The organism is Allobosea lupini (genome assembly GCF_900109525.1).
Taxonomy (GTDB): domain Bacteria; phylum Pseudomonadota; class Alphaproteobacteria; order Rhizobiales; family Beijerinckiaceae; genus Allobosea; species Allobosea lupini.
The window spans coordinates 602,521-625,082 of the sequence record NZ_FOAN01000002.1 but is presented as its reverse complement, the minus strand read 5'-3'; the positions used below and the strand labels follow the sequence as shown (position 1 = coordinate 625,082).

At 67.4% G+C, this 22,562-nt stretch carries 22 protein-coding genes and 2 riboswitches; of the genes, 9 read left to right on the top strand and 13 right to left on the bottom strand.

Features of this window, described 5'->3' with window-relative positions; all coding sequences use genetic code 11:
* Positions 1-2: 2 nt before the first annotated feature.
* Entirely contained in the window at positions 3-884 is an 882-nt protein-coding gene (gene coxB / locus BMZ21_RS08520; protein WP_091831822.1) for a cytochrome c oxidase subunit II, read from the bottom strand.
* Positions 885-1,272: 388 nt separating this feature from the next.
* Between coxB and BMZ21_RS08515 the strand changes: the two genes are divergently transcribed.
* From BMZ21_RS08515 to BMZ21_RS08485, 7 genes are all read left to right on the top strand, one after another.
* A complete protein-coding gene (locus tag BMZ21_RS08515) occupies positions 1,273-1,782 on the top strand; it encodes an invasion associated locus B family protein (protein ID WP_244543751.1) in 510 nt (169 codons plus the stop codon).
* Positions 1,779-2,399, top strand: a complete 621-nt coding sequence (locus tag BMZ21_RS08510) for a hypothetical protein (protein WP_091831818.1) — start codon at positions 1,779-1,781, stop codon at positions 2,397-2,399. Before BMZ21_RS08515 ends, BMZ21_RS08510 begins: the two co-directional genes overlap by 4 nt.
* Before the next feature lie 76 nt (positions 2,400-2,475).
* Positions 2,476-2,575: riboswitch (glycine riboswitch) on the top strand.
* A gap of 4 nt (positions 2,576-2,579) precedes the next feature.
* A riboswitch (glycine riboswitch) is annotated at positions 2,580-2,678 on the top strand.
* Between the two features lie 57 nt (positions 2,679-2,735).
* Positions 2,736-3,884, top strand: a complete 1,149-nt coding sequence (gene gcvT, locus BMZ21_RS08505) for a glycine cleavage system aminomethyltransferase GcvT (RefSeq protein WP_091831815.1) — start codon at positions 2,736-2,738, stop codon at positions 3,882-3,884.
* Between the two features lie 26 nt (positions 3,885-3,910).
* Positions 3,911-4,285, top strand: coding sequence for a glycine cleavage system protein GcvH (gene gcvH / locus BMZ21_RS08500; protein ID WP_091831813.1), 375 nt, complete (start codon positions 3,911-3,913; stop codon positions 4,283-4,285).
* A 154-nt stretch (positions 4,286-4,439) separates the two neighbouring features.
* On the top strand, positions 4,440-5,780 hold the full coding sequence (gcvPA, locus tag BMZ21_RS08495; RefSeq protein WP_091831811.1) for an aminomethyl-transferring glycine dehydrogenase subunit GcvPA: 1,341 nt from the start codon (positions 4,440-4,442) through the stop codon (positions 5,778-5,780).
* On the top strand, positions 5,780-7,354 hold the full coding sequence (gene gcvPB, locus BMZ21_RS08490) for an aminomethyl-transferring glycine dehydrogenase subunit GcvPB (protein ID WP_091831809.1): 1,575 nt from the start codon (positions 5,780-5,782) through the stop codon (positions 7,352-7,354). The genes gcvPA and gcvPB overlap by 1 nt, the downstream gene beginning before the upstream one ends.
* Positions 7,355-7,484: 130 nt before the next feature.
* The gene (locus BMZ21_RS08485) at positions 7,485-8,753 is read left to right on the top strand and encodes a L,D-transpeptidase family protein (protein WP_091831807.1); all 1,269 of its coding nucleotides are present in this window, start codon (positions 7,485-7,487) and stop codon (positions 8,751-8,753) included.
* 96 nt (positions 8,754-8,849) lie between these two features.
* Here BMZ21_RS08485 and BMZ21_RS08480 read toward each other — a convergent pair whose 3' ends face one another.
* From BMZ21_RS08480 to BMZ21_RS08445, 8 genes are all read right to left on the bottom strand, one after another.
* Positions 8,850-9,332 carry a F0F1 ATP synthase subunit B family protein gene (locus tag BMZ21_RS08480; RefSeq protein WP_425285424.1) on the bottom strand — a complete coding sequence of 161 codons (483 nt, stop codon included), beginning with the start codon at positions 9,330-9,332 and terminating at the stop codon, positions 8,850-8,852.
* An 8-nt stretch (positions 9,333-9,340) separates the two neighbouring features.
* Positions 9,341-9,895, bottom strand: coding sequence for a F0F1 ATP synthase subunit B (locus BMZ21_RS08475; RefSeq protein WP_091831803.1), 555 nt, complete (start codon positions 9,893-9,895; stop codon positions 9,341-9,343).
* Positions 9,896-10,022: 127 nt separating this feature from the next.
* Complete coding sequence (locus tag BMZ21_RS08470) at positions 10,023-10,250, bottom strand: F0F1 ATP synthase subunit C (protein WP_091831801.1); 228 nt, start codon at positions 10,248-10,250, stop codon at positions 10,023-10,025.
* 62 nt (positions 10,251-10,312) lie between these two features.
* Entirely contained in the window at positions 10,313-11,059 is a 747-nt protein-coding gene (locus tag BMZ21_RS08465; protein WP_091831799.1) for a F0F1 ATP synthase subunit A, read from the bottom strand.
* Positions 11,060-11,107: 48 nt separating this feature from the next.
* Complete coding sequence (locus BMZ21_RS08460; protein WP_244543750.1) at positions 11,108-11,617, bottom strand: AtpZ/AtpI family protein; 510 nt, start codon at positions 11,615-11,617, stop codon at positions 11,108-11,110.
* Positions 11,618-11,799: 182 nt separating this feature from the next.
* Positions 11,800-15,255: a chromosome segregation protein SMC gene (gene smc, locus BMZ21_RS08455; RefSeq protein WP_091831795.1), complete on the bottom strand. Its 3,456-nt coding sequence runs from the start codon at positions 15,253-15,255 to the stop codon at positions 11,800-11,802.
* 27 nt (positions 15,256-15,282) lie between these two features.
* Positions 15,283-15,903 (bottom strand): DsbA family protein, encoded by a 621-nt coding sequence (locus tag BMZ21_RS08450; protein WP_091831793.1) that lies wholly within the window; start codon positions 15,901-15,903, stop codon positions 15,283-15,285.
* Between the two features lie 82 nt (positions 15,904-15,985).
* The gene (locus BMZ21_RS08445) at positions 15,986-16,483 is read right to left on the bottom strand and encodes a DUF721 domain-containing protein (protein WP_091831791.1); all 498 of its coding nucleotides are present in this window, start codon (positions 16,481-16,483) and stop codon (positions 15,986-15,988) included.
* Positions 16,484-16,579: 96 nt separating this feature from the next.
* On the opposite strand from BMZ21_RS08445, the gene mutY reads away from it, so the two are divergent.
* Positions 16,580-17,656: an A/G-specific adenine glycosylase gene (mutY, locus tag BMZ21_RS08440; RefSeq protein ID WP_091831789.1), complete on the top strand. Its 1,077-nt coding sequence runs from the start codon at positions 16,580-16,582 to the stop codon at positions 17,654-17,656.
* Positions 17,657-17,709: 53 nt separating this feature from the next.
* On the opposite strand, the gene BMZ21_RS08435 is transcribed toward mutY, so the two are convergent.
* The 4 genes from BMZ21_RS08435 to BMZ21_RS08420 form a co-directional block, all read right to left on the bottom strand.
* Positions 17,710-18,915 (bottom strand): site-specific DNA-methyltransferase, encoded by a 1,206-nt coding sequence (locus BMZ21_RS08435; protein ID WP_091831787.1) that lies wholly within the window; start codon positions 18,913-18,915, stop codon positions 17,710-17,712.
* 220 nt (positions 18,916-19,135) lie between these two features.
* Positions 19,136-19,927, bottom strand: a complete 792-nt coding sequence (locus tag BMZ21_RS08430) for a PhzF family phenazine biosynthesis protein (protein WP_091831785.1) — start codon at positions 19,925-19,927, stop codon at positions 19,136-19,138.
* A gap of 16 nt (positions 19,928-19,943) precedes the next feature.
* Positions 19,944-20,564: a ribonuclease HII gene (locus BMZ21_RS08425; protein ID WP_208862236.1), complete on the bottom strand. Its 621-nt coding sequence runs from the start codon at positions 20,562-20,564 to the stop codon at positions 19,944-19,946.
* A gap of 204 nt (positions 20,565-20,768) precedes the next feature.
* Positions 20,769-21,953 (bottom strand): PA0069 family radical SAM protein, encoded by a 1,185-nt coding sequence (locus BMZ21_RS08420; RefSeq protein ID WP_425285423.1) that lies wholly within the window; start codon positions 21,951-21,953, stop codon positions 20,769-20,771.
* 120 nt (positions 21,954-22,073) lie between these two features.
* Here BMZ21_RS08420 and BMZ21_RS08415 point away from each other — a divergent pair, with 120 nt between their 5' ends.
* Positions 22,074-22,562 carry a glycosyltransferase family A protein gene (locus BMZ21_RS08415; RefSeq protein WP_091831781.1) on the top strand — a complete coding sequence of 163 codons (489 nt, stop codon included), beginning with the start codon at positions 22,074-22,076 and terminating at the stop codon, positions 22,560-22,562.

The window sequence follows — 22,562 nt, the reverse complement described above, 5'->3', positions numbered from 1 at the left end:
GTTCAGCGGGTCGCTTCGGCGACCTTGCTGGTGGCGTCGGCCGCATTGGCGAACTTCTGCTTCGCTTCCGCGAGCCAGGCCGTGTAGCGCTCCTGGCTGACGACGCGGATGGCGATCGGCATGAAGGCGTGGTTCTGGCCGCAGATGAACGAGCACTGGCCGTAGAAGATGCCTTCGCGATCGGCCTTGAACCAGGTTTCGTTCAGGCGGCCGGGGATGGCGTCGATCTTCACGCCGAAGGCGGGCAGCGCGAACTTGTGGATGACGTCGGCGCCGGTGACCTGCACGCGCACGATCTTGCCGACCGGCACCACCGCTTCGTTGTCGACGGCGAGCAGGCGCGGCGCCTCGGCCTCGGCGATCTTCTTCGACGAGATTGCCTCGGCGCGCTGCTTCTCGTCGAGCATCAGCGAATCGAAGCCGAAGCTGCCGCCGTCCTGCGGATACTCATAGGACCAGTACCACTGCTTGCCGGTGACCTTCACGGTCATGTCGGCCTGCGGAATCTCCAGCTGCAGCTTGAGCAGGCGAAACGAAGGAATGGCGATCACGACCAGGATCAGGACCGGGACGATCGTCCAGGCGACCTCGAGCAGAGCGTGGTGCGTCGTCTTCGAGGCGACCGGGTTGCGCTTCTCGTTGAAGCGCCAGGCGACGTAGATCAGCAAACCAAGCACGAAGAGCGTGATGATGAAGATGAGGACGTTCACCCAGTCATGGAACCAGTGGATGAACGTCATCACCTCGGAATTGGCCGGCTGGAGATTGATCTCCCACGGCTGCGGCATGCCGTTCTGGGCCGATGCGACGGCCGGCGAAAACGCTACCAGGGCAGCAGCAAGGGCCGCCAGCGCGTTCCTGAGAGGAGTGGTCACAAATCGCATCGGTCCGACATAGCTCCTTTGATGCCGCGCGATCCGCCTTCGTCAGCTTAAGACAGGCGCGCGCCGGGGCGGCCACGTCTGACCGGCCCGGTTCTTCGGCATTGCGATAAATCAAAGATCACGCTTGCGCCAGTGGGGCAATGAAAGGCTGTGACGCAGCCCGTGCGGCATAAGTACGCGACGAGCGCATGGGTGTCGGGCGGTCGATCTGCGCTGTTTGCAGGGAGTCCGCCACGAGTCCGCCACGAGTCTGCCGCGCGGACGCACGTGATCCTTCGCCTTGACAGGAATCGGGACGCATGGTCGGAACGCATTCTCGCGTGGCGGGGGCGCCGTTTCGGTGTGGGTGTGCGCACATTCCCACACCTTTAAGGAGAGGATGACAGGGATGCGCTCATTGATCGGTCCCGTGGCCGCGGCGCTCGCCGTCATCGGCTGCGGCTGGCTCTCGGCCACGCCGGCCCAGGCGCAAGGCGCGGTACGTTCCACCCATGGCGATTGGCAGATGCGCTGCGAGACGCCCCCCGGCGCCAAGGCCGAGCAATGCGCGCTCGTTCAGAACGTCGCCGCCGAGGACCGCCCGAATCTGACGCTGCTCGTCATCGTGCTGAAAACGGCCGACCAGAAGAGCCGTCTGCTGCGCGTCGTCGCCCCGCTTGGCGTCCTGCTCCCCTCCGGCCTCGGTCTCAAGATCGACGACAAGGATATTGGCCGCGCCGGCTTCGTGCGCTGCCTGACCACCGGCTGCGTCGCCGAGGTGGTGATGGACGATACGCTGCTCGGCCAGCTCAAGACTGGTAAGAGCGCCACATTCATCGTGTTTCAGACGCCGGAGGAAGGGGTCGGAATCCCGGTTTCGCTCAACGGATTCGGCCCTGGTGTGGAGGCTTTGCCGTGATTGATCGCTTTGCTGGCCGTTTCGGCCGGTTCATTCTGCCCGCCGGCCTTGCGTTTGCGCTTGCCGGCTGCGGCTCTTCCGGATCGTCGAGCACCGGCGAGCCCAGCGCCACGCAGAAGCTCGGCAATATCCTGATGTTCCAGTCGACCACCCCGCCGCCGGTCGACCAGCTGCCGCAGGATGACGAGGCGAACTTCATCTGCCCGCAGGTGATCATTTCCGATGGTGGCGCGGCGATCCGTGCCCAGTCGGGCCAGGACAGCAGCAGCCTGCGCAGCCAGGTCTCGATCAACACGGTCGCGCGTGAATGCACGCCGATCGGCAAGGATGGCGCCTTCACTCTCAAGGTCGGCGTCGAAGGGCGTATCCTGATCGGACCGGCCGGCAGTCCCGGCAATTATGGCGCGACGCTGTACACGCAGGTGATGCGCAACAACCAGGTGATCGCGCGCCGCAGTTCCCGCGTCGGCGGCGCCATCCCCAGTGGCCAGACCGGTGCCGATTTCTCGCATGTCGAGAGCAACATCTCGGTTCCCGCAGGGTCCGGCGAGGTCGAGATCATCGTCGGCCTGAATCCGGGCGGCGGAGGCGAGCCGGCCCGGCGCCGGCGCAGATAGGCGGCACGCTGCCCTAAATTCACGCGGGCGGGCCGATTGACTCGGCTCCTCGCTCGTCTATTGCTGGCTCAGCCGCATCATCCCCGCGGGAGAGACCGGGACCGGACTTGTCCGGACCCGGCGCCGAAGGCGCAACCGCCCCGGAAACGCTCAGGCAAACGGACCGCGTGGGAATTGGCGCTCTGGAAAGAGGCTGGCTTTTGAAGCCCGCCCACCGACGGGGGTAACTCGCCCAAGGCTTCGGCCCGGCGGGGAAATCTCTCAGGTCCCGAGACAGAGGGGGCGCGCTCCGGACGAATCCGTCCGGGGCTCGCGCTCGACTCTGGAAGGGATGCCATGGCTGCCGAAGCCGAGACTGCAAGCACCGAGCCGCTGCTCAAGACGCCGTTCCACGCCCGCCATGTCACGCTGGGCGCGCGCATGGTGCCGTTCGCCGGCTACGACATGCCGGTCCAGTATCCTGCCGGGATCATGGCCGAGCACAACTGGACGCGCGAGAGCGCCGGCCTGTTCGATGTCTCGCATATGGGCCAGGCCTTCCTCGTCGGTCCCGACCACGAGACCACGGCCCGCGCGCTGGAAGCACTGATCCCGGCCGACATCGTCAACCTGCCGCCGGGCAAGCAGCGCTATTCGCAGCTGTTGAACGAGGAGGGCGGCATCCTCGACGATCTGATGGTGACGCGCTCGGCCGATCCGGACGAGGACGGCGCGCTGCTGCTCGTCGTCAACGCCGCCTGCAAGACGCAGGACTATGCCCATATCGAGGCGCGGCTGCCCGCCAATGTGAAGCTGGTCAAGGCGGAGCATCGTGGCCTGATCGCGCTGCAGGGGCCGAAGGCGGAGGAAGCGCTCGCGGCGCTCAATCCCGAGGCCGCCGAGATGGGCTTCATGACCCTGCGCACGCTGAAGCTCGGCGGCGTCAAGGCCAATGTCAGCCGCTCCGGCTATACCGGCGAGGACGGCTACGAGATCTCCGCCGCGGCCGACCGGATCGGCGAGATCTGGGATGCGCTCCTGCTCGACGCACGCGTCAAGCCGATCGGCCTCGGCGCGCGCGATTCGCTGCGGCTGGAAGCCGGCCTGTGTCTTTATGGCCATGACATCGACGCCACGACCTCGCCCGTCGAGGCGGCGCTCAACTGGTCGATCCAGAAGCGCCGGCGCGAGGAGGGCGGCTTCCCGGGCGCGGCCCGCATCCAGCGCGAATTCGCCGAGGGGGTCTCGCGCGTCCGCGTCGGCCTGCTGCCGGAAGGCCGGGCTCCGGCCCGCGAGGGCGCCGATATCGCGACCGCCGACGGCACCATCGTCGGCAAGGTCACTTCGGGCGGCTTCGGCCCGACCCTGAACGGCCCCTGCGCCATGGGCTATGTCGCCAAGGAGCATTCCGCTCCCGGCACGAAGCTCGACCTGATCGTGCGCGGCAAGCCGCTGCCGGCGACCATCGCCGCGATGCCTTTCGTCCCCAACCGCTACAAGCGCTGAACCCACCTTTTCCGTCGGAGGAAACCATGGCCGAGACCCGCTACACCAAGGACCACGAATACATCCGCGTCGAGGGCGACACCGGCACGGTCGGCATCACCGATTACGCCCAGGGCCAGCTCGGCGACGTCGTCTTCGTCGAGCTGCCGAGCGTCGGCAAGGCGCTGAGCAAGGGCGGCGAGGCCGCCGTCGTCGAGAGCGTCAAGGCGGCGTCCGAGGTCTATGCGCCGGTCTCCGGCGAAGTCGTCGCCGTCAACAGCGAGCTCGAGGCCGCGCCGGGCACCGTCAACGAGGACCCGGCCGGCAAGGGCTGGTTCGTCAAGATCAAGCTCACCAACACGGGCGAGCTCGACGGCCTGCTGAGCGAGGCCGAGTACCAGGACTACGTCAAGACGCTCTGACCCTCACCGAGTCGTCCCGGACAAGCCGCGTAGCGGCGCTGATCCGGGACCCATGCCTGAACCGCTCCGGCATGGGTCCCGGGTCGCCCTCCGGTCGCCCGGGACGACCTCGCAGTTTTGAACGGTCGCGACCGTATCAGAGAACGGAACCTCCATGCGCTATCTCCCCCTGACCGAGACCGACCGCGAGGACATGCTCGCGCGCATCGGCGTAACCGATGTCGATGCGCTCTTCTCCGACGTGCCGAACGGCAAGCTCCTGAAAGAGCCGCTCGACCTGCCGCGCGCCAAGGGCGAGCTCGAGGTCGAGCGCATCCTCGGCAAGATGTCGTCGAAGAACACGGCGGCCGGCTCGGTGCCGTTCTTCGTGGGGGCCGGTGCGTACAAGCACCATGTCCCCGCGACGGTCGATCACCTGATCCAGCGCTCGGAATTCCTGACCAGTTACACGCCCTACCAGCCCGAGATTGCCCAGGGCACGCTGCAATACCTGTTCGAGTTCCAGACCCAGGTCGCGGCCCTGACCGGCATGGAGGTCGCAAACGCCTCGATGTATGACGGCTCGACCGGCACGGCCGAAGCGGTGCTGATGGCGCATCGCGTCACCAGGCGGCGCAAGGCCGTGCTATCTGGCGGCCTGCACCCGCATTACACCCAGGTCGTCGAGACGCTGTCGGAGATGGCGAACGACGAGGTCGTGGCGCTGAAGCCCGACATCCGCGCCACCGAGGACATTCTCGCTGCGATCGACGACAGCGTCTCCTGCGTCGTGGTGCAGTCGCCCGACGTCTTCGGCAATCTGCGCGATCTCAAGCCGATCGCCGACAAGGCGCACGCCCATGGTGCGCTGCTGATCGCGGTCTTCACCGAGGTCGTCTCGCTGGGCGCGGTGACGCCGCCGGGTGCGCAGGATGCCGACATCGTCGTCGGCGAGGGCCAGTCGATCGGCAACGCGCTGAACTTCGGTGGCCCCTATGTCGGCCTTTTCGCCGCCAAGTCGAAATACATCCGCCAGATGCCGGGCCGGCTCTGCGGCGAGACGGTTGATGCCGATGGCCGCCGCGGTTTCGTGCTGACGCTCTCGACCCGCGAGCAGCACATCCGCCGCGACAAGGCGACCTCGAACATCTGCACCAATTCCGGCCTCTGCGTGCTGGCCTTCACCATTCACATGACGCTGCTCGGCCAGGCCGGCCTGACCCGGCTCGCCGAGGTCAACCACGCCAATGCGGTGAAGCTCGCCGACGCGCTGTCCGGCGTGAAAGGTGCCGAGATCCTCACCGAGAGCTTCTTCAACGAGTTTACCGTGAAGCTCGCCAAGCCGGCGGCAGAGGTGGCCGAAGCGCTCGCCGCCAGGGGCATCCTGGCTGGCGTGCCTGTCTCTCGGCTTCTGCCGGGCGCCGGGCTCGACGATCTCCTGATCGTCGCCAATACCGAAGTGAACACGGATGAGGATCGGGCGGCCTTCGTGGCGGCGCTCGCGGAGGTGCTGTGATGCTGAACCGTCAGGGACGTCCCAGCCAGGCTGGTGAAGCTTCCGCCGAGGTCCATGAGACCTTCACCGGCAACCGCGCGCTCCAGCAGATCGAGCCGCTGATCTTCGAGATCGGCCATCACGAGACGACCGGCGTCGACATCGACAAGCCTGCGCCGTTCAAGAGCCGCCTCGGCAAGCACGCCCGCCAGGGCGAGATCGGCCTGCCCGGCCTCTCCGAGCCGGAGACGATGCGCCATTATGTGCGTCTCAGCCAGAAGAACTACGGCATCGACACCGGGCTCTTCCCGCTCGGCTCCTGCACGATGAAGCACAATGCCCGCCTCAACGAGAAGGTGGCGCGGCTGCCGGGTTTCTCCGACGTGCATCCGCTGCAGCCCACATCGACCGTGCCGGGCGCCCTCGACGTCATGCTCGAGCTCGCCCGCTACCTGATGACGCTGACCGGCATGCCGGCCGTGGCGCTGTCGCCCAAGGCCGGTGCTCATGGCGAAGCCTGCGGCATGATGGCGATCAAGGCTGCGATCGCCGCCAAGGGCGAGGGTGCGACTCGCACGGTCGTGCTGGTCCCTGAATCGGCTCACGGCACCAACCCGGCGACCGCCGCGCTGATCGGCTTTTCGGTGAAGGCCGTTCCGGCCCGTCCGGACGGCACCGTCGCGGTCGAGGACGTCAAGGCCCTGCTCGGCCCCGACGTCGCCGCGATCATGCTGACCAACCCCAACACCTGCGGCATCTTCGAGCCGCAGATCGTCGAGATCGCCGCGGCGATGCATGAGGCCGGCGCCTATTTCTACTGCGATGGCGCCAACTTCAACGCGATCGTCGGTAAGGCGCGCCCGGGCGATCTCGGCGTCGACGCCATGCATATCAACCTGCACAAGACCTTCTCGACCCCGCATGGCGGCGGCGGCCCGGGCGCCGGCCCGGTCGTGCTGTCGGAGCGACTGGCGCCGTACGCGCCAGTGCCGTTCATCCATGTCGAGGGCGGCAAGTCGCGTCTCGTCGAGCACAAGGCCGATGCGCCAGAGGGCAGCGACCCGTTCGGTCGCATGACCGCGTTCCACGGCCAGATGGGCATGTATGTCCGGGCACTGGCCTACATGCTGAGCCATGGCGCCGACGGCATGAAGCAGGCGTCGGAAGATGCCGTGCTCAATGCCAACTACATCCGCGCTGGCCTCGCCGACCTGATGTCGCTGCCCTTCCCGGATCACCCCTCGATGCATGAGGCGTTGTTCGACGACGAATGGCTGAAGGGCACCGGCGTTACCACGCTCGACTTCGCCAAGGCGATGATCGACGAGGGCTACCACCCGATGACGGTGTATTTCCCGCTCGTCGTCCACGGCGCCATGCTGATCGAGCCGACCGAGTCCGAATCGAAGGCCTCGCTCGACCTGTTCATCGCGACGCTGCGCGACCTCGCCATCGCCGCCAAGGGCAACGACAAGAGCCGCTTCACCGCGGCTCCCCATCACGCCCCGATGCGCCGTCTCGACGAGACCAGGGCCGCGCGCCAGCCGGTGCTGAAATGGGAAAAGCCCGCGCCCGTGAAGGAAGCGGCGGAGTAACACCTGGCGAGAGGGCAGGGCCGGTTGCTCCTGCCCTTCCGTCACCCGAGCCGGCTGCCTTAAGTCTTCCTTGACCATATGCGAGGGAAGCTTCCGACGGCGTGTATCCTCGCGCCTTGGAAGCTCGCCCATGTATCGCGTTCGCCTTCGCCATATGCTCGCCGCCGCGGTCTCTTTCGCGGCGATGCTCTCGGCCTCCCGCGCCGAGGAGCCGGGCTATGGCCCCAAGACCTATGACCGCACGCTCGAGGCGCTGATCACGCATGAGGATATCGCTGGCCGCGGCGGCTGGCCGAAGGTTCCCGGTTCGGCGAGCGCGCTGAAACCCGATTCGCAGGGGCCAGATGTCGCGCTGCTCAAGCAGCGCCTGATGCTGAGCGGCGATCTGCCGCCCGACGCCTTGCCTGGCGATGTCTATGACGCGGCCGTCGTCGCTGCGGTGAAGCGCTTCCAGCGCCGCCATGGCTTGTCCGATCTCGGTACCGTCGGCCGCCTCACCCTGAAGGCGCTGAACGTACCGGTGGAAGTGCGTCTCAACCAGCTCACGGCCACGCTGGAGCGGCTCAAGGGCAACGGCTTCAGCTTCACCGGTCGCTATGTCGTGGTGAACATCCCCGGCGCCAGCGCCGAGGCGGTGGATGGCGGTGTCGTCCAGCGCCGCCATCTTGCCATCGTCGGCCGGCCTGATCGCCCGTCGCCGGTGCTCCAGGCCAGCATCACCTCGGTCAACCTCAATCCCTACTGGACGGTGCCGATGTCGATCGTGAAGGCCGACATCATCCCGCATATGCGCAAGGATCCCGGCTTCATCGCCAAGTCCAACATGAAGCTGCTCGGCGCCGAGAACCGCGAGATCGACCCGGCGAGCGTCAACTGGGCTAGCCTGAGCAACCCCTATTTCTATGTCCGGCAGGAGCCGGGCCCGACCAACTCGCTCGGCCAGCTCAAGATCGACATGCCGAACAGCGAGGCGGTCTACATGCATGACACGCCGAAAAAGTCGCTGTTCCGCAACGATGTCCGCTTCAACTCATCCGGCTGTGCCCGCATCGAAGGTGTGCGTGATCTGGCGGCCTGGTTGCTCGAAGGCACCGAGTGGAACCAGCCGGCGATCGAGGCCGAGATCGCCAAGGGCGAGCGCAAGAACATCGCCTTGAAGAAGGCCGTTCCGGTGGCCTGGGTCTACATGACCGGCTGGCAGGACGCCGAAGGTCTCGTGCAGTTCCGCGACGACATCTATGGGCTCGATACGCCGCAGGGCATCGTCACCTCGACGATCCAGCCGCGCCGGCCCAAGCCAAAGCCGGTCGTCGCTCCGACAGAGGCAGCGCCCGCCACGGCCAAGCTGCCCCAGCCGGTCGTCCGGCCAGCTGCCCCGGCGGCCGTCGCCATCCAGTAGGACAGGGCGCTGCTCTTTCCGTTTCCTGGAGCTCACATGAAAAACGCCGCGGTCCGAAGACCGCGGCGTTTTCGTTTCTCGTGATGTCGCAGCGGCTCAGTTGAGCTTGGCGCGAACATCCTTGAGGCCGGCGGCGATCAGGTCGGCACCGGCCTTGCCGGCGACCTGGCCACGCAGAATGACCTCGGCGGCGCGCGTCGCAGCCTCGGCTGCGGCGGCACGGACCTCGGCGGTGGCCTGCGTCTCGGCCTGGGCGATCTTGTCCTGCGCCGACTTGGTCCGGCGCGTGACGAACTCCGCCAGCTTCTCCTCGGCGTCCTTGGCGAGACGCTGGGCCTCGTCCTTGGCGTTGGCGACGATCGCCTCGGCCTCGGCCTCGGCCGCCTTGCGCTTGCCTTCGAACTCGGCCAGCAGCAGCTCGGCCTCGTGGCGCAGGCGGCGGGCCTCGGCGAGCTCACGGGCGACGAGCTCGCCGCGAGCGTCGAGCGCGCCGGTGAGGCCCTTGAGAGCACCCATCTTCACCGCCATGGCAAGGAAGATGACGGTCGAGACGAGAACCCAGAAGGTCGGATTGCTCAACATGGTGCTCAGCCTCCCAGCGCGGTCTTGACCGCCTTGGCGGCGTCGGCCGGGGCCGGAGCCGTTCCGGTCAGATGGCTGACGATGGCGCCGGCCGCGTCTGCGGCGATCGCATCGACATGGCTCATCGCCTCGGTCTTGGTGGCGACGATCTTGGCCTCCGCATCGGCGAGCTTGGCGGAAAGATCGGCCTCGACCGTCTTGCGCCGCGCAGCGCTGTCGGCGTTGACCTTCTCGCGCGTCTCCTGCGCGATGGCCTGCGACTTGGCGCGGGCTTCGGCAAGGGACTTCTCATAGGCCTGGCCGGCCTCTTCGGCCTTGGCTTTCATCGCCGCCGCCTCGTCGAGATCGTTGCCGATCTTGTTGGCGCGGTCCTCGAGGATGCCGCCGAGGCGCGGCACGATGACCTTGGCGGCGAGCCAGTAGAGGAAGCCGAAGGTAATCGCCAGCCAGAGCAGCTGCGAGGCGAAGGTTTCACCCTGGAACGGCGGGAAGCCGCCGCCATGGGCGGGAGCCGCGCCGCCATGGGCGGTCGTTCCGGTGGTCGTGGCTGGCGCTGCCATCACTGAACCTCATCCGGCCGCACGAGCCCGGACGGTTCGCACGGCGATATGGGAAGGGAGGCGGGAGCCTGCCGCGTGACGCCCTGTGAGGGCCGTCGCCTGCGGCAGGCTCTGGTCGTTTTCGCGATCAGACCGCGAAGAGCAGCAGCAGCGCGATCAGCAGCGAGAAGATGCCGAGCGCTTCGGTCAGCGCGAAGCCGAGCAGCAGGGTGCCGCGCTGGCCATCGGCCGCCGACGGGTTGCGCAGGGCGCCCGAGAGGAACTGGCCGAACAGGTTGCCGAGGCCGATGCCCGCGCCGGCCATGCCGAGGCAAGCGAGACCAGCGCCGATGTACTTGGCTGCGACGGGATCCATGGAAATGCTCCTTAGGGGGATGGTTGTGACAGTCGAGGGGTGAACTTGAGGATCAGGGCCGCTCAGTGGCCCGGATGGAGGGCGTCGTGCAGGTAGATGCAGGTCAGCACGGCGAAGACATAGGCCTGCAGTCCGGCGACCAAGAATTCCAGCGCGATCAGCGCGACGGTCAGCACGAGCGGCAGCGGCGAGAGGATGGCCCAGCCGCCGGCGAAGAGCAGCGTCGCCACAAAGCCGGCGAAGATCTTCAGCGCGATGTGGCCGGCCAGCATGTTGGCGAAGAGGCGGACCGACAGGCTGATCGGGCGCGAGACGAAGGAGATCACCTCGATCGGCACCAGGATGATCAGCATCAGCGGATGCACGCCCTTGGGCACGAACAGGCCGAAGAAATGCGCGCCGTGCTTGGCGATACCGTAGATGATGACCGTGAAGATCACGAGCGCGGCGAGCGCGGCGGTGACGATCAGGTGGCTGGTGACGGTGAACGCGCCCGGGATCATGCCGAGCATGTTGCAGACCAGCACGAACATGAAGAGCGAGAACACCAGCGGCATGAACTTCATGCCGTCATGGCCGGCCGAGTCTTTCACGGTGTTGGCTACGAACTCGTAGCCCATCTCCGCCAGCGATTGCAGCCGGCCCGGGACCAGCGAGCGGTTGCGCGTGCCATAGACGAACAGCAGCACGATGATGGCGACGGCAGCGACCATGAACAGGGCGGAATTGGTGAAAGCGATTTCGCTTCCGCCGATCTTGCCAAGAGACACGATCGGTTTGATCTCGAATTGTTCGATCGGACCAGCCATCTGTCGCCCTTGTTCCTGCCATAAGACGGCCCCTTTCGGGACCGAGCCTCAGTTCTGCGCGCTCGACTTATCGTCAGTGCGCGATTTCATCAAGCCCGCTGCGCGCACGACGTTCATCACGCCAGCGCCGAAACCGAGCATCAGCAGGACGATCATCCCGAAGGGCGCCGTCCCCAGCCATTTATCGACGGCCCAGCCGAGCCCGCCGCCGACAATGATGCCGGCAACGAATTCCGTGGAAAGCCGCATCGCCTGCCCGATTCCGCTGGAATCGGCGGATGTGCTCTCGCGCCGGATTTCGGCTTCCGTCTGGTTGGTCGCACGCTTCAAGCCTGCATCGAGGGATTTGAGCCGGACTTCCAGGCTCGCATCCTCATCAGCAGGCCGCCCCGGGCCCGAACTCTTTCCGTCCTGGCCCGTCATTGCCGCTCGACCGCCGTCATGACACGACCCCTCCGTGCTCGGTCCCCTGGAGAACCGGACAATACCGGAATTGTCGCTGATTTGCGCTGCCATATCAGCTGATCCGGGAACCGGATCGTCGTGGCGTGCGCTCATCGGATTGCCGATCGTTCCGTGCGATGAAACAAGCCCCGCCACCCGGAAAAATCGGGCGCACCATATTGACGGGGTCATATGGTGTCAAGCTGAGTGGGAGGCTATTAATGCCTTGAAAAATAAAATGATTTTGGACTGCCGCAGGTCTCTGGAGACGATTTTTGTGCGCCGCGGCAATAATGTCAGACCGCCTCGCGGATGCGCTCGGCCGTGGCGAGGTCGACCGAGACCATCTGGCTGACACCGCGCTCGGCCATGGTGACGCCGAATAGCCGGTCCATGCGGGCCATGGTGATCGGGTTGTGGGTGATCAGGATGAAGCGCGTCGCGGTGTTGCGCGCCATCTCCTCGAGCAGGTCGCAATAGCGCTCGACATTGGCATCATCGAGCGGGGCGTCGACCTCGTCGAGCACGCAGATCGGCGAGGGGTTGGTCAGGAACACCGCGAAGATCAGCGCGGTCGCGGTCAGCGCCTGCTCGCCGCCGGAGAGCAGCGTCATCACCTGCGGCTTTTTGCCCGGGGGGCGCGCGATGATCTCGAGCCCGGCTTCGAGCGGGTCTTCCGAATCGACCAGCGTGAGATCGGCGGTGCCGCCGCCGAACAGCACCCCGAACAGATGCTGGAAATGGCCGTTGACGATCTCGAATGCGGCAAGAAGCCGCTCCCTTCCTTCGCGGTTGAGCGCTCCGATCGCCTGGCGCAGGCGCCGGATCGCCTCGGTCAGGTCGTCACGCTCGGTGGCGAGGCCGCTGCGCTTGCCCTGGACTTCGCTCAGTTCGTCGTCGGCGCGCAGGTTGACCGCCCCCAGCCGCTCGCGCTCGGCCTTGAGTCCGCCCAGCCGCCGCTCGACATCCTCTGCATCCGGCGGCGTGTCGCCGATCTTCAGCCCGGCGAGTTGATGCAGGGTGGCGACTTCGGTCTCCAGCCCATCGACGATCTGGCGCACCACGTCTGCGAGGCGCTGGCGCGCGGCCTCCAGCCGGGCCTCGGCGCTCGCCCGTCCCTCGCGCGCGGCTGAAAGTGCTTCCAGCTCCGAGCGCGCCTGCCGGTCGGCTTCTGCCTGCGCGACTTCACCGGCGGCGAGCTTGTCGGCAGCGGTGCGCCGGTTGGCCTCGGCCGTCTCGATCTCGGCGAGGAGCCGGCGGCGCTCGACCAGGAAAGTGTCGGGTGCCTCGAGCAGCGCCTTGTGCTCGGCCGCCGTCGTCTCGATGCGCCGGCGGGTATCGGCGGCGCTCTGCTCGCTGGTGGCAGCGCGTTCGCGCCAGGCGCGCAGATCCCCTGCGATCGCCTCGCGCCGGCGGCTGCGCAGCTCGGCCTCGCGCCCTTGCGTCTGCACCCGCGCCCGCGCCTCGGAGGCTGCAGCGCGCCGCTCGCCTAGCTCCGCTCGCGCAGCGAGCAGGGCGCTTTCCAGTTCGGGCGCCGGGGCGAGGCCGGAGAGATCTTGATTCGCGGCCTCTGCCTGCGCCTGCGCATCGGCGATGTTCTGGCCGAGCCGGCCGATCGCCTCGGTCAGGGCCGAGCGGCGCGCCGCCGTTTCGCCGGCCTTGCGTTCGGCCTGGGCCAGCCGCTCGCGAGCCTGATCGAGGTTGCGCCTGGCCTCGCGGATCGCCTCCAGCGCCTTCGCCTCGGCCTGTGCCGCAGCCTTGGTGCGCTCGCTTGCCTGGTCGAGCCCGTCGCGCGCCGCTTCGGAGGCTTCGCGCGCTGCCTGGGCCTCGCGTTCGAGATCACCGAGGCGGTTCTTCTCGGCGAGCCGGCGGGCGGCAGGCGAGGGCGCATCGGCGGCGCTGGTGAAGCCGTCCCAACGCCAGATGTCGCCCTCGCGCGAGACCAGTCGCTGCCCGGGCAACAGTTTCGGCCGCAGCGCGGCGCCGTCTGCCCGGGCGACGACGCCGATCTGGCGCAGCCGCCGGCCGAGCGCCGCCGGGCCGCGAACTTGTTTGGCGAGCGACTCGACGCCATCGGGAAGCGACGGGTCGCTTTCGCCACTGCCGCTGTCGGACCAATGCGCTGGCGCTGCCGGATCGGCCGACGCGTCGAGATCGTCGCCCAGCGCCGCGCCGAGAGCCGTTTCATAGCCTTTGGCCGCCACAATCGAATCGAGGATCGCCGGCCAGCGTCCACCCGCCGCCGGAGCGAGCAGCTTCTGCAAGGTCCGGACTTCGGTTTCGAGGCGCTGCGCCTTGCGATCAGCCTCTGCGACCGGCCCGCGTAGCCGCGATTCCTCCTCGCGAGCTGCCGCAAGGGCGCTGCGCGCGACGCCCGCGGCGGCATCCGCGCTTTGCATCACGGAATCCGCGGTCGCGACCGCCGCGCGCAAGCCGTCGAGCGAGGCGGCGGTGCCATCGGCATCGAGCGCTGCCTGGTCGCGCTGCAGCCGTTCGCGCTCTGCGGTGTGGCGGGCCTCGCGTTCCGTCGCCTCGCGCAGGGCCCGTTCGAGCGCACCGCGCCGGGCGGCGAGCTCGGAGAGGCGCGCCTGCACCGCGGCGTGCTCCGCTTCCGCCGCCGCAAGTGCTTTTTCCGCCTCGGCGAGTTCGGCTGCTGCGGCCACGCTGCCACCGGCCGCAGCCTCGCCCTCCAGTCGCAGGCTCTCATCCTCGGCCGTCAGGCGCGACAGGCTATCGCTCGCATCCTTGCCGAGGCTGTCCTGCCGGGCGAGATCGCTCTGCAGTTCGGCGAGCCGCTTGGCCAGTTCCTCGGTGCGCTGTTTGGCGCGGCGGTTCTCGGCCTCGATCTCGTCGAGACCACGCTTCAGGCGCACGAGCGCCGCCGCGGCGGCGGCCTCGCCTTCGCGCAGCGCCGGCAGCTCATGCGTCGCGATTGCCTGCAAGCGGGCTGCTTGCGCCTGCACGCCCGTCCTGTCGGCGACCTCGCGCACGGCCGCTTCGAGGGCGCGCTCGGCGACAGCTTCCTGCGTCCGCGCCTCGTGATGGGCGATGAGCGCCAGCACCGCCTCGGCCTTGCGGATGTCGCTGGCGAGGTTGCGATAGCGCGTCGCCTGGCGCGCTTGCCGTTGCAAGGCCTCGACCTGTCCGTCGATCTCGGCGAGCACGTCTTCCAGCCGGTTGAGATTGTCCTCGGCGCCCTTGAGGCGCAGCTCCGCCTCGTGCCGGCGGCTGTGCAGCCCGGCGATACCGGCGGCGTCCTCGAGGATGCGCCGGCGTGATTGCGGCTTGGCGGAGATGATCTCGCTGATCTGGCCCTGGCGCACCAATGCCGGCGAGCGCGCGCCGGTCGCGGCGTCGGCGAAGAGGAGCTGCACGTCGCGGGCACGCACCTCCTTGCCGTTGATCCGGTAGGTCGATCCCTCCTCGCGCTCGATCCGGCGCGTCACCTCGAGCACTTCAGCCTCGTTGAAGGCGGCAGGCGCCTTGCGGTCGCTGTTGTCGAGGGTGAGCGCGACTTCGGCCATGTTGCGGGCCGGGCGCTCGGACGAACCGCCGAAGATGACGTCGTCCATGCCCGAGCCGCGCATGTTCTTGAACGAGCTTTCGCCCATCACCCAGCGCAGGGCTTCGACGAGATTGGACTTGCCGCAGCCATTGGGGCCGACAATGCCGGTCAGCCCAGGCTCGATCTGGAATTCGGCCGGTTCGACGAAGGTCTTGAAGCCGGCGAGCTTGAGGCGCGTCAGCTGCATCGACGCGCCATCAGGCTGCCGGACCGCTCAGCTGCCGAGCAGCGGCTCGAGGATCTTGTCGAATTCGGCGAGGCTGAGTGCACCGGAGCGCTTCTGCCCGTTGATGAAGAAGGTCGGGGTGGAGTCCACGCCAGCCTTGGCTCCACCTTCCTTAACCTGCGTGACAGCGTCGTAAATGTCCTGACGTTTCAGGCAGGCCTCGAAAGATTCCTGTGTGAAACCGGCCTGCTTGACCAGGCTCGAAAGCGCATCGACCGGCTTTTCGGTGAAGGCCCAGTTGCGCTGCTGCGCGAACAGCAGGTCGGTCAGCGGATAGTATTTGTCGGTGCCGTTGCAGCGGGCCAGCATGAAGCCGGCGGTGGCGAGCGGATCGAGCGGGAACTCGCGCAGCACGAAGCGCACCTTGCCGGTGTCGATGTACTTCGCCTTCAGCGCCGGCCAGGTATCCTTGTGGAAATTGGCGCAGTGGCTGCAGGTCAGCGAGGCGTACTCGATGATCGAGACCTTGGCGTCGGCATTGCCGAGCCAGACATCGCCGAGCGGGTTGGCGACCCCGGGAAGCGTCTGGGCCGAAGCGCCCTGGCTGGCGAGAAGCGGCGAGAAGGCCAAGGCGGCTGAGCCGATCAACACCTGGCGGCGGCTGGTCATGAGACAATCCCTGATGACGAAGTAGTTGCGCGGACCATAGTCACCAGCAGGATTGTGGCAAGATCGGTTCGCTGCTTCCCGCTCACGAAGCCGTGTCGTCGCCCGCGACCTGGCGCCGTTGCGCGATGCCGCGCCCGAGCCGCGCCAGCGCCTCGCGCAATTCGGCGCTTTCGACGCCGGCGACCTGTGCTTCGATCCGTGCCAGCACAGCAGGATCTGGCGGCGGGGCGGGCTTGGAGACTGGGAGCGGGGCGACCGGCCCCTGCTTCAGCACCAGTTTGCCGACAGCGCGCCAGCCGAGATGGCTGTTGACCCGCTCCAGCACCAGTGGCCCGAGCTGCTGCATCTCCAGCGCGAAGGCGCCCTCGACACGCACGACCAGCGTCGCCGGGTCCGAGAGCTCACCAGGTGCACCGCGACGCCGCGGCCAGTCGATCTTGAGAGGCCGCGTGCGTTGCGCCAGCCGCTCGCCGACGATCTCCGGCCAGAAGGCCACGACCGAGCGTCCCGCAAAGCCTTGGGCGGCGAGCGCGGGCGCGAGGCAGTCGTCGATCAGTTCGGCGAGGGGTTTTGCGACCATGCAGCCACCCTATAGCTGCGGGTGCCTGCGACAAACAGCTGTTTGCAGGACAGCGGGATGCTTGCTTGACCGGGCGGTCGCGCTACACAAAGTCCGATGGACGCTTCCGCCCCCCAGCCCCGCGCCGCCGATCTCCTCGCCTGGTATGACCGCCATCGCCGCGTCCTGCCCTGGCGGGCGCTGCCGGGCGAGCGGGCCGACCCTTACCGCGTCTGGGTCTCCGAGATCATGCTGCAGCAGACCACGATCGCGGCGGTGAAGCCCTATTTCGAGCGCTTCATGGCGCGCTTTCCGACGGTCGAGGCGCTAGCCGCCGCGCCATCGGAGAGCGTCATGCAGGCCTGGGCCGGGCTCGGCTACTACTCGCGCGCCCGCAATCTCCACGCCTGCGCCAAGGCGGTTGCGCATGAGCATGGCGGCCGCTTTCCCGATACCGAGGAGGGCCTGCGCGCCTTGCCGGGTATCGGCGCCTATACGTCGGGAGCCGTCGCTGCGATCGCCTTCGACCGGCCGGCGGTCGCGGTCGATGGCAATGTCGAGCGGGTGATCACGCGCCTCTTCGCGATCGAGGACGAGATGCCCGCCGCCAAGCCGCTGATCCGCGAGCGGGTTTTGGCGCTGCTGCCGCATGCCCGCCCTGGAGACTTTGCGCAGGCGCTGATGGATCTGGGCGCGACGATCTGCACGCCGCGCTCGCCGGCCTGCGGGCTCTGCCCCTGGCGTGAGCCCTGCCAGGCGCGCATCGCCGGGACGCAGGAGAGCTTTCCGCGCAAGGCGGCGAAGAAGACCGGCAAGACCCGCTATGGCGCCGCCTTCGTCGCGATGCGCGAAGATGGTGCCGTGCTGGTCCGCACCCGCCCGGCCAAGGGCTTGCTCGGGGGAATGGTCGAGGTGCCCGGAGGCGACTGGCGGACGGATTACGAGGTGGACGACGCCCTGCGCGACGCGCCAGTGGGGGCGACATGGCGCCGGCTGATGCTGCCGGTCCGCCACGTCTTCACGCATTTCCCGCTGGAGCTGACGATCTTTGCCGGGCGCGTGCCGCTGGAGACGCACGCGCCGGAGGGCATGCGCTTCACCCCGTTCAACCGGTTGAAGGACGAGGCGTTTCCGAACGTCTTCCTGAAGGCGCTCGAAGCCGGACTGGAAGAGCTGCAGCGGCCTCTAGACTAGAAGTGAGAGACGGATTCACCGATCAGGTTGTCTCGACCTGATCGGATCCGGCTCTAGGCCGCCGCCATCTGCGTCCTGATCTCACCGCGCAGGACATCGAGCAGCATGGCTTTGCCCTCGCGCTCGACATGCCAGAAAGTCCAGCCATTGCAGGCCGGCAGCCCCTGCGCCAACGCGCCGACCTTGTGGATCGAGCCGACGGCCGGGCCGAGCACCAGAGTGCCATCGGCGCGGATGGTGGCGCTGTGACGCCGCTTCTCGTCGAAGACGGTCTCGCCCGCCTTGACCAGCCCGGCCTCGACCAGGCTGAGGAAGGGTACGCGCGGCTCGCTGCGCTTCGACGGCGCCGTGGCGAAGGCTTCCGGCGGCAGCGGCTGAACCGCTGCGATGCGCTCGCGCGCCGCCTTGGCATAGACCTCTTCGCGTTCGACGCCGATGAAATGGCGGCCGAGCGCCTTGGCGACGGCGCCGGTCGTGCCGGTACCGAAGAAGGGATCGAGCACGACGTCGCCGGGATTGCTGGCCGAGAGCAGCACGCGGGCGAGCAGCGATTCGGGCTTCTGGGTCGGGTGGACCTTGGCACCCTTCTCGTCCTTCAGGCGCTCGTCGCCGGTGCAGAGCGGCAGATACCAGTCCGAGCGCATCTGCAGGTCGTCATTCCCGCCCTTCAGTGCCTCGTAATGGAAGGTGTATTTCGACGCTTCGCCGCGCGCCGCCCAGATCAGCGTCTCATGCGCATTGGTGAAGCGGCGGCCACGGAAGTTCGGCATCGGGTTGGCTTTGCGCCAGACGATGTCATTCAGCATCCAGAAGCCGAGATCCTGCAGGATCGAGCCGACGCGGAAGATGTTGTGATAGGAACCGATCACCCAGAGCGCGCCGTCCGGCTTCAGCGCCCGGCGGCAGGCGGTGAGCCAGGCGCGGGTGAAGGCGTCGTAGTCGGCGAAGGAGGCGAACTTGTCCCAGTCGTCGTCGACGGCGTCGACGAGGCTGTCGTCAGGTCGGCGCAGATCGCCGCCGAGCTGGAGATTGTAGGGCGGGTCTGCAAAGACGAGGTCGACGCTCCCGGGGGGAAGGGCCTCGATCGCGGCGACGCAATCGCCCACGATCACCTGGTCGAGCGGCAGCTCGCGAGGCGGGAGGATCTGAGAGGGAAGAAGGCTCTTGGCCTTCATCCGGGCCCCCAGCGCGGGCCGTCCGGTACGCGAAACCTGAATCCGGACGGGAGCGCTGGCGGTCCCGGTACGCGAGGTACTCATGACGCCAAGACCGTTACGCAACTTCAACGCTCGCGATCCTGGCTGGTCACGGTAAAGGACGGGTTTCCGGGTTGAAAAAAATGCGTCCCATTCTGGGGCTGCAGATTTTGCCTAGCCCATTGAATATGTTTGGAAAATCGTAACGGAGATTAAGGAAGGGTAACCGGCTCCCGCCTGCCGTTGCGGCAGTTCGGTGGCTGCTCCGCAGGTCTCCCAGCGGTCAGTCAGGCAGGTAGATTTCGGCCTTCATGAACGTCACCGCGTGGCCGGCAATGAGCACACGCTCTCCCGCCAGCTCGCAACTCAAGTGTCCGCCACGCGCGGAAGCCTGGAAGGCCTCAAAGCGGTTCTTGCCAAGCTCCTCGGCCCAGTACGGGACCAGGGTGGCGTGGATCGAGCCGGTGACGGGGTCTTCCGGGATGCCGGCGCTGGGCGCGAAATAGCGCGAGACGAAATCATGGGCCTCGCCGGGCGCGGTGATGCCGAAGCAGAGCGGGGCGAGAGTCGCGATCGCAGCGGCGTCGGGCACGAAGGCGCGCACGGCCTGCTCGTCAGCCAGAACGGCGAAGACATTCTCGAAATTGCGGAACAGCGCACGAGGTGGGACCGGGAAAAGCGCGGCGATGACCGAAGGCAGCGCCTCGATCGGCTCCGGCGCGAAGGCCGGCAGGTCGAGCCGGTAGCCTTCATCCTGTCGCGAGACCCGGATCGGGCCGACGCGGGTCAGAAATTCCATATCGCTGGAGACGCCGTGCGCACTGGCGAGGACATGGGCTGTCGCGAGCGTGGCATGGCCGCAGAAATTGACCTCGTGCACGGGCGTGAACCAGCGCAGGTCCCAAGCGCTGCCGTTCGGCCGGGCGAAGGCGGTCTCGGCCAGATTGTTCTCATTGGCGATCGCCTGCATCGTCGGCTCGGCGAGCCAGTCGTCCAGGATGAGGACGGCTGCGGGGTTGCCGGCGAACACCTTGTCGGTGAACGCGTCGACCTGATGCATCGTCAAGGTGGGCATGACGTCTCCCGCCGGCTCAAGCGATCGAGCGCGACCAGACACCTTTGATCGGGGCGAAGGAATAGCGATGCGCGGGGCAGGGGCCATGCGTCTTCAGCGCGGCGCGATGTGCCGCGGTCCCGTAGCCGGCATGGTTGGCGAAGCCATAGGCCGGATAGGTCAGCGAAAGCCGCGCCATCATCCTGTCGCGCATCACCTTGGCGACGATCGAGGCTGCGGCGATCGAGGCGATCAGCCCGTCGCCGCCGATGATCGACTCGCAACCGCAGGCCAGCGCCGGCGGATCGTTGCCATCGACCAGCACGAGATCGGGTGAGAGCGGCAGCGCTCCGACCGCGCGCCGCATGGAAAGCAGCGTCGCCTGCCGGATGTTGATCCTGTCGATCTCGGTCGCCGAGGCGCTGCCGACACCGACTGCCAAAGCGCTGGCGAGGATCAGCACGCAGAGCTCCTCGCGGCGCTGGGCGCTGAGCTCCTTCGAGTCGGCGAGGCCGTCGGGAATCGCCGTGGGATCGAGGATGACGGCGGCGGCGACGACCGGGCCGGCGAGGGGGCCGCGCCCGACCTCGTCCACGCCGGCAACACGGGCGCGCCCGGCAATCATCGCGGCCTGCTCGCGGCTGAAATCGGCGGTCATGGCGCCGCTATGCCAGATCTCGATGCGAACGTCTGCCGGAATTGCATCCTGTCCACTTGGTAACAGCCACACTCAGCGCGGTCGTCCCGCGCGACCGGAGGCAGACCCGGGACCCAGGCCGGAACCTTCATCGGAAAGGCTCAGGAATGGATCCCGGCTCTCCGCTGTGCTGCGTCCAGGATGACAGCCATGAGGCACGTCGGATCAAAACAAGCTGAGCTGTGCCTTCTCCTTCTCCGGCTTGACGAAGAGGTCGGTGCGGAGCCTGAGCCGGGTGCTGTTGAAGCCGAGCCGCTCGGCCGCCATTTCGAAGCGCCGGCCGATCATCCAGGCATAGGGGCCGGAGCCGACCTGGCGTTGACCCCAGGCGGCGTCGTAATCCTTGCCGCCCCGGGTCGAGCGGATCAGCGAGACGACATGGCGCATCTTGTCGGGATGATGCGTCACCAGCCAGTCCTGCACGATGTCCTTCACCTCGAGCGGCAGGCGCAGCAATACATAGCCGGCCTCGCGCGCGCCGGCTGCTTTCGCTGCATCGAGGATGCGCTCGATCTCGTGCTCGTTGATCGCCGGCACGATCGGCGCGACCAGCACCGTCACCGGAATGCCGGCCTCCGAGAGCTTTCGGATCGTCTCGATGCGCTTGGCAGGGGCGGCGGCACGCGGCTCCATGTTGCGGGCGAGCTTGGGATCGAGCGTCGTCACCGAGAGCGCGACCTTGACCAGCCCCTTCGCCGCCATCGGCGCGAGGATATCGATGTCGCGCTGCACCAGCGCCGATTTGGTGACGATGCCGACCGGGTGGTTGAACTTCGCGAGCACCTCCAGGATCGCGCGCATGATCCTGAGCTTCTTCTCGATCGGCTGGTAGGCGTCGGTATTGGTGCCGATTGCGATGGTGCGCGGCTGGTAGCTTGGCGAGGACAGCTCTTTCTCAAGCAGCAGCGCCGCATCGGGCTTTGCGGTGAGCTTGCTCTCGAAGTCGAGCCCGGGCGAGAGGCCGAGATAGGCATGGCTCGGCCGCGCGAAGCAATAGACGCAGCCATGCTCGCAGCCGCGATAAGGGTTGATCGAGCGATCGAAGGAGATATCGGGGGAGTCGTTCCTGGTAATGATGGTCCGAGGCTTCTCGACCGAGACCTCGGTCTTGAAAGCCGGCAGCTCGCCGAGCGTCCCCCAGCCGTCATCCTCGCTGATGCGCTGCTCGGCCTCGTAGCGCCCGCCGGGGTTGATCGTCGCGCCGCGCCCGCGCCGCCTGTCAGGGTCGATCTGGCTGCCGATATGGGTCAGCGGGTCGACCGGCGTGAGCCGAAGTGGTGCCGAGACCGTATCCGGTTCACTGTCGCGGCGCTTGAGTGGTTGCGTTCTGGCTGAGGGCCTGGCCTGCAGCATGGCTTCGTCTCCTCGGCGGAATCGGGGATTCCGAGACCAACGAATGTGAACATATCAGGAACAAAAGGCAAGTGACAGGATTGCGACATGTTGCAGTGCGTCATAAGCTGACAGCCTATGATCACTGCCGTCATCCGGGCCAATCGTGACGCAAGGGCGCTTGCCGCAACCTTGTCGGTGCTGATCCCCGCGGTTGCGAAAGGTGTGATCGGCCATGCCGTGGTGGTCGACGATGGCGACGACGCCGCGATCGCGCGGCTCGCGGACGAGACCGGGGCGAGCTATGTCAGGGCCACGGCCGGCGAGGCCTGGTCCTCGGGTGTCGCGCAGGCGCGCGGCGACTGGGTGATCCTGCTCGAGGCGGGCGACCTGCCCGAGCCGCAATGGACGCCAAGCATCGAGCGGCATCTGTTGACCGCAGCGGCCCGGCCGGCGCTGATGCCGCTGCGCGGCATGGCGGCGGCGCTGCGCGAATGGGGCGCGGTCTCGCTACGCTCGCGCGGCGTCAGGGCGGGGCTGCTCGCGCCGAAGACGCAGATCCTCTCCGGCAAGCTGGCGCGGGCGCCGCGCCGGCTTACTGTCCGCCGCGAGCGCGCCGAACTCTGA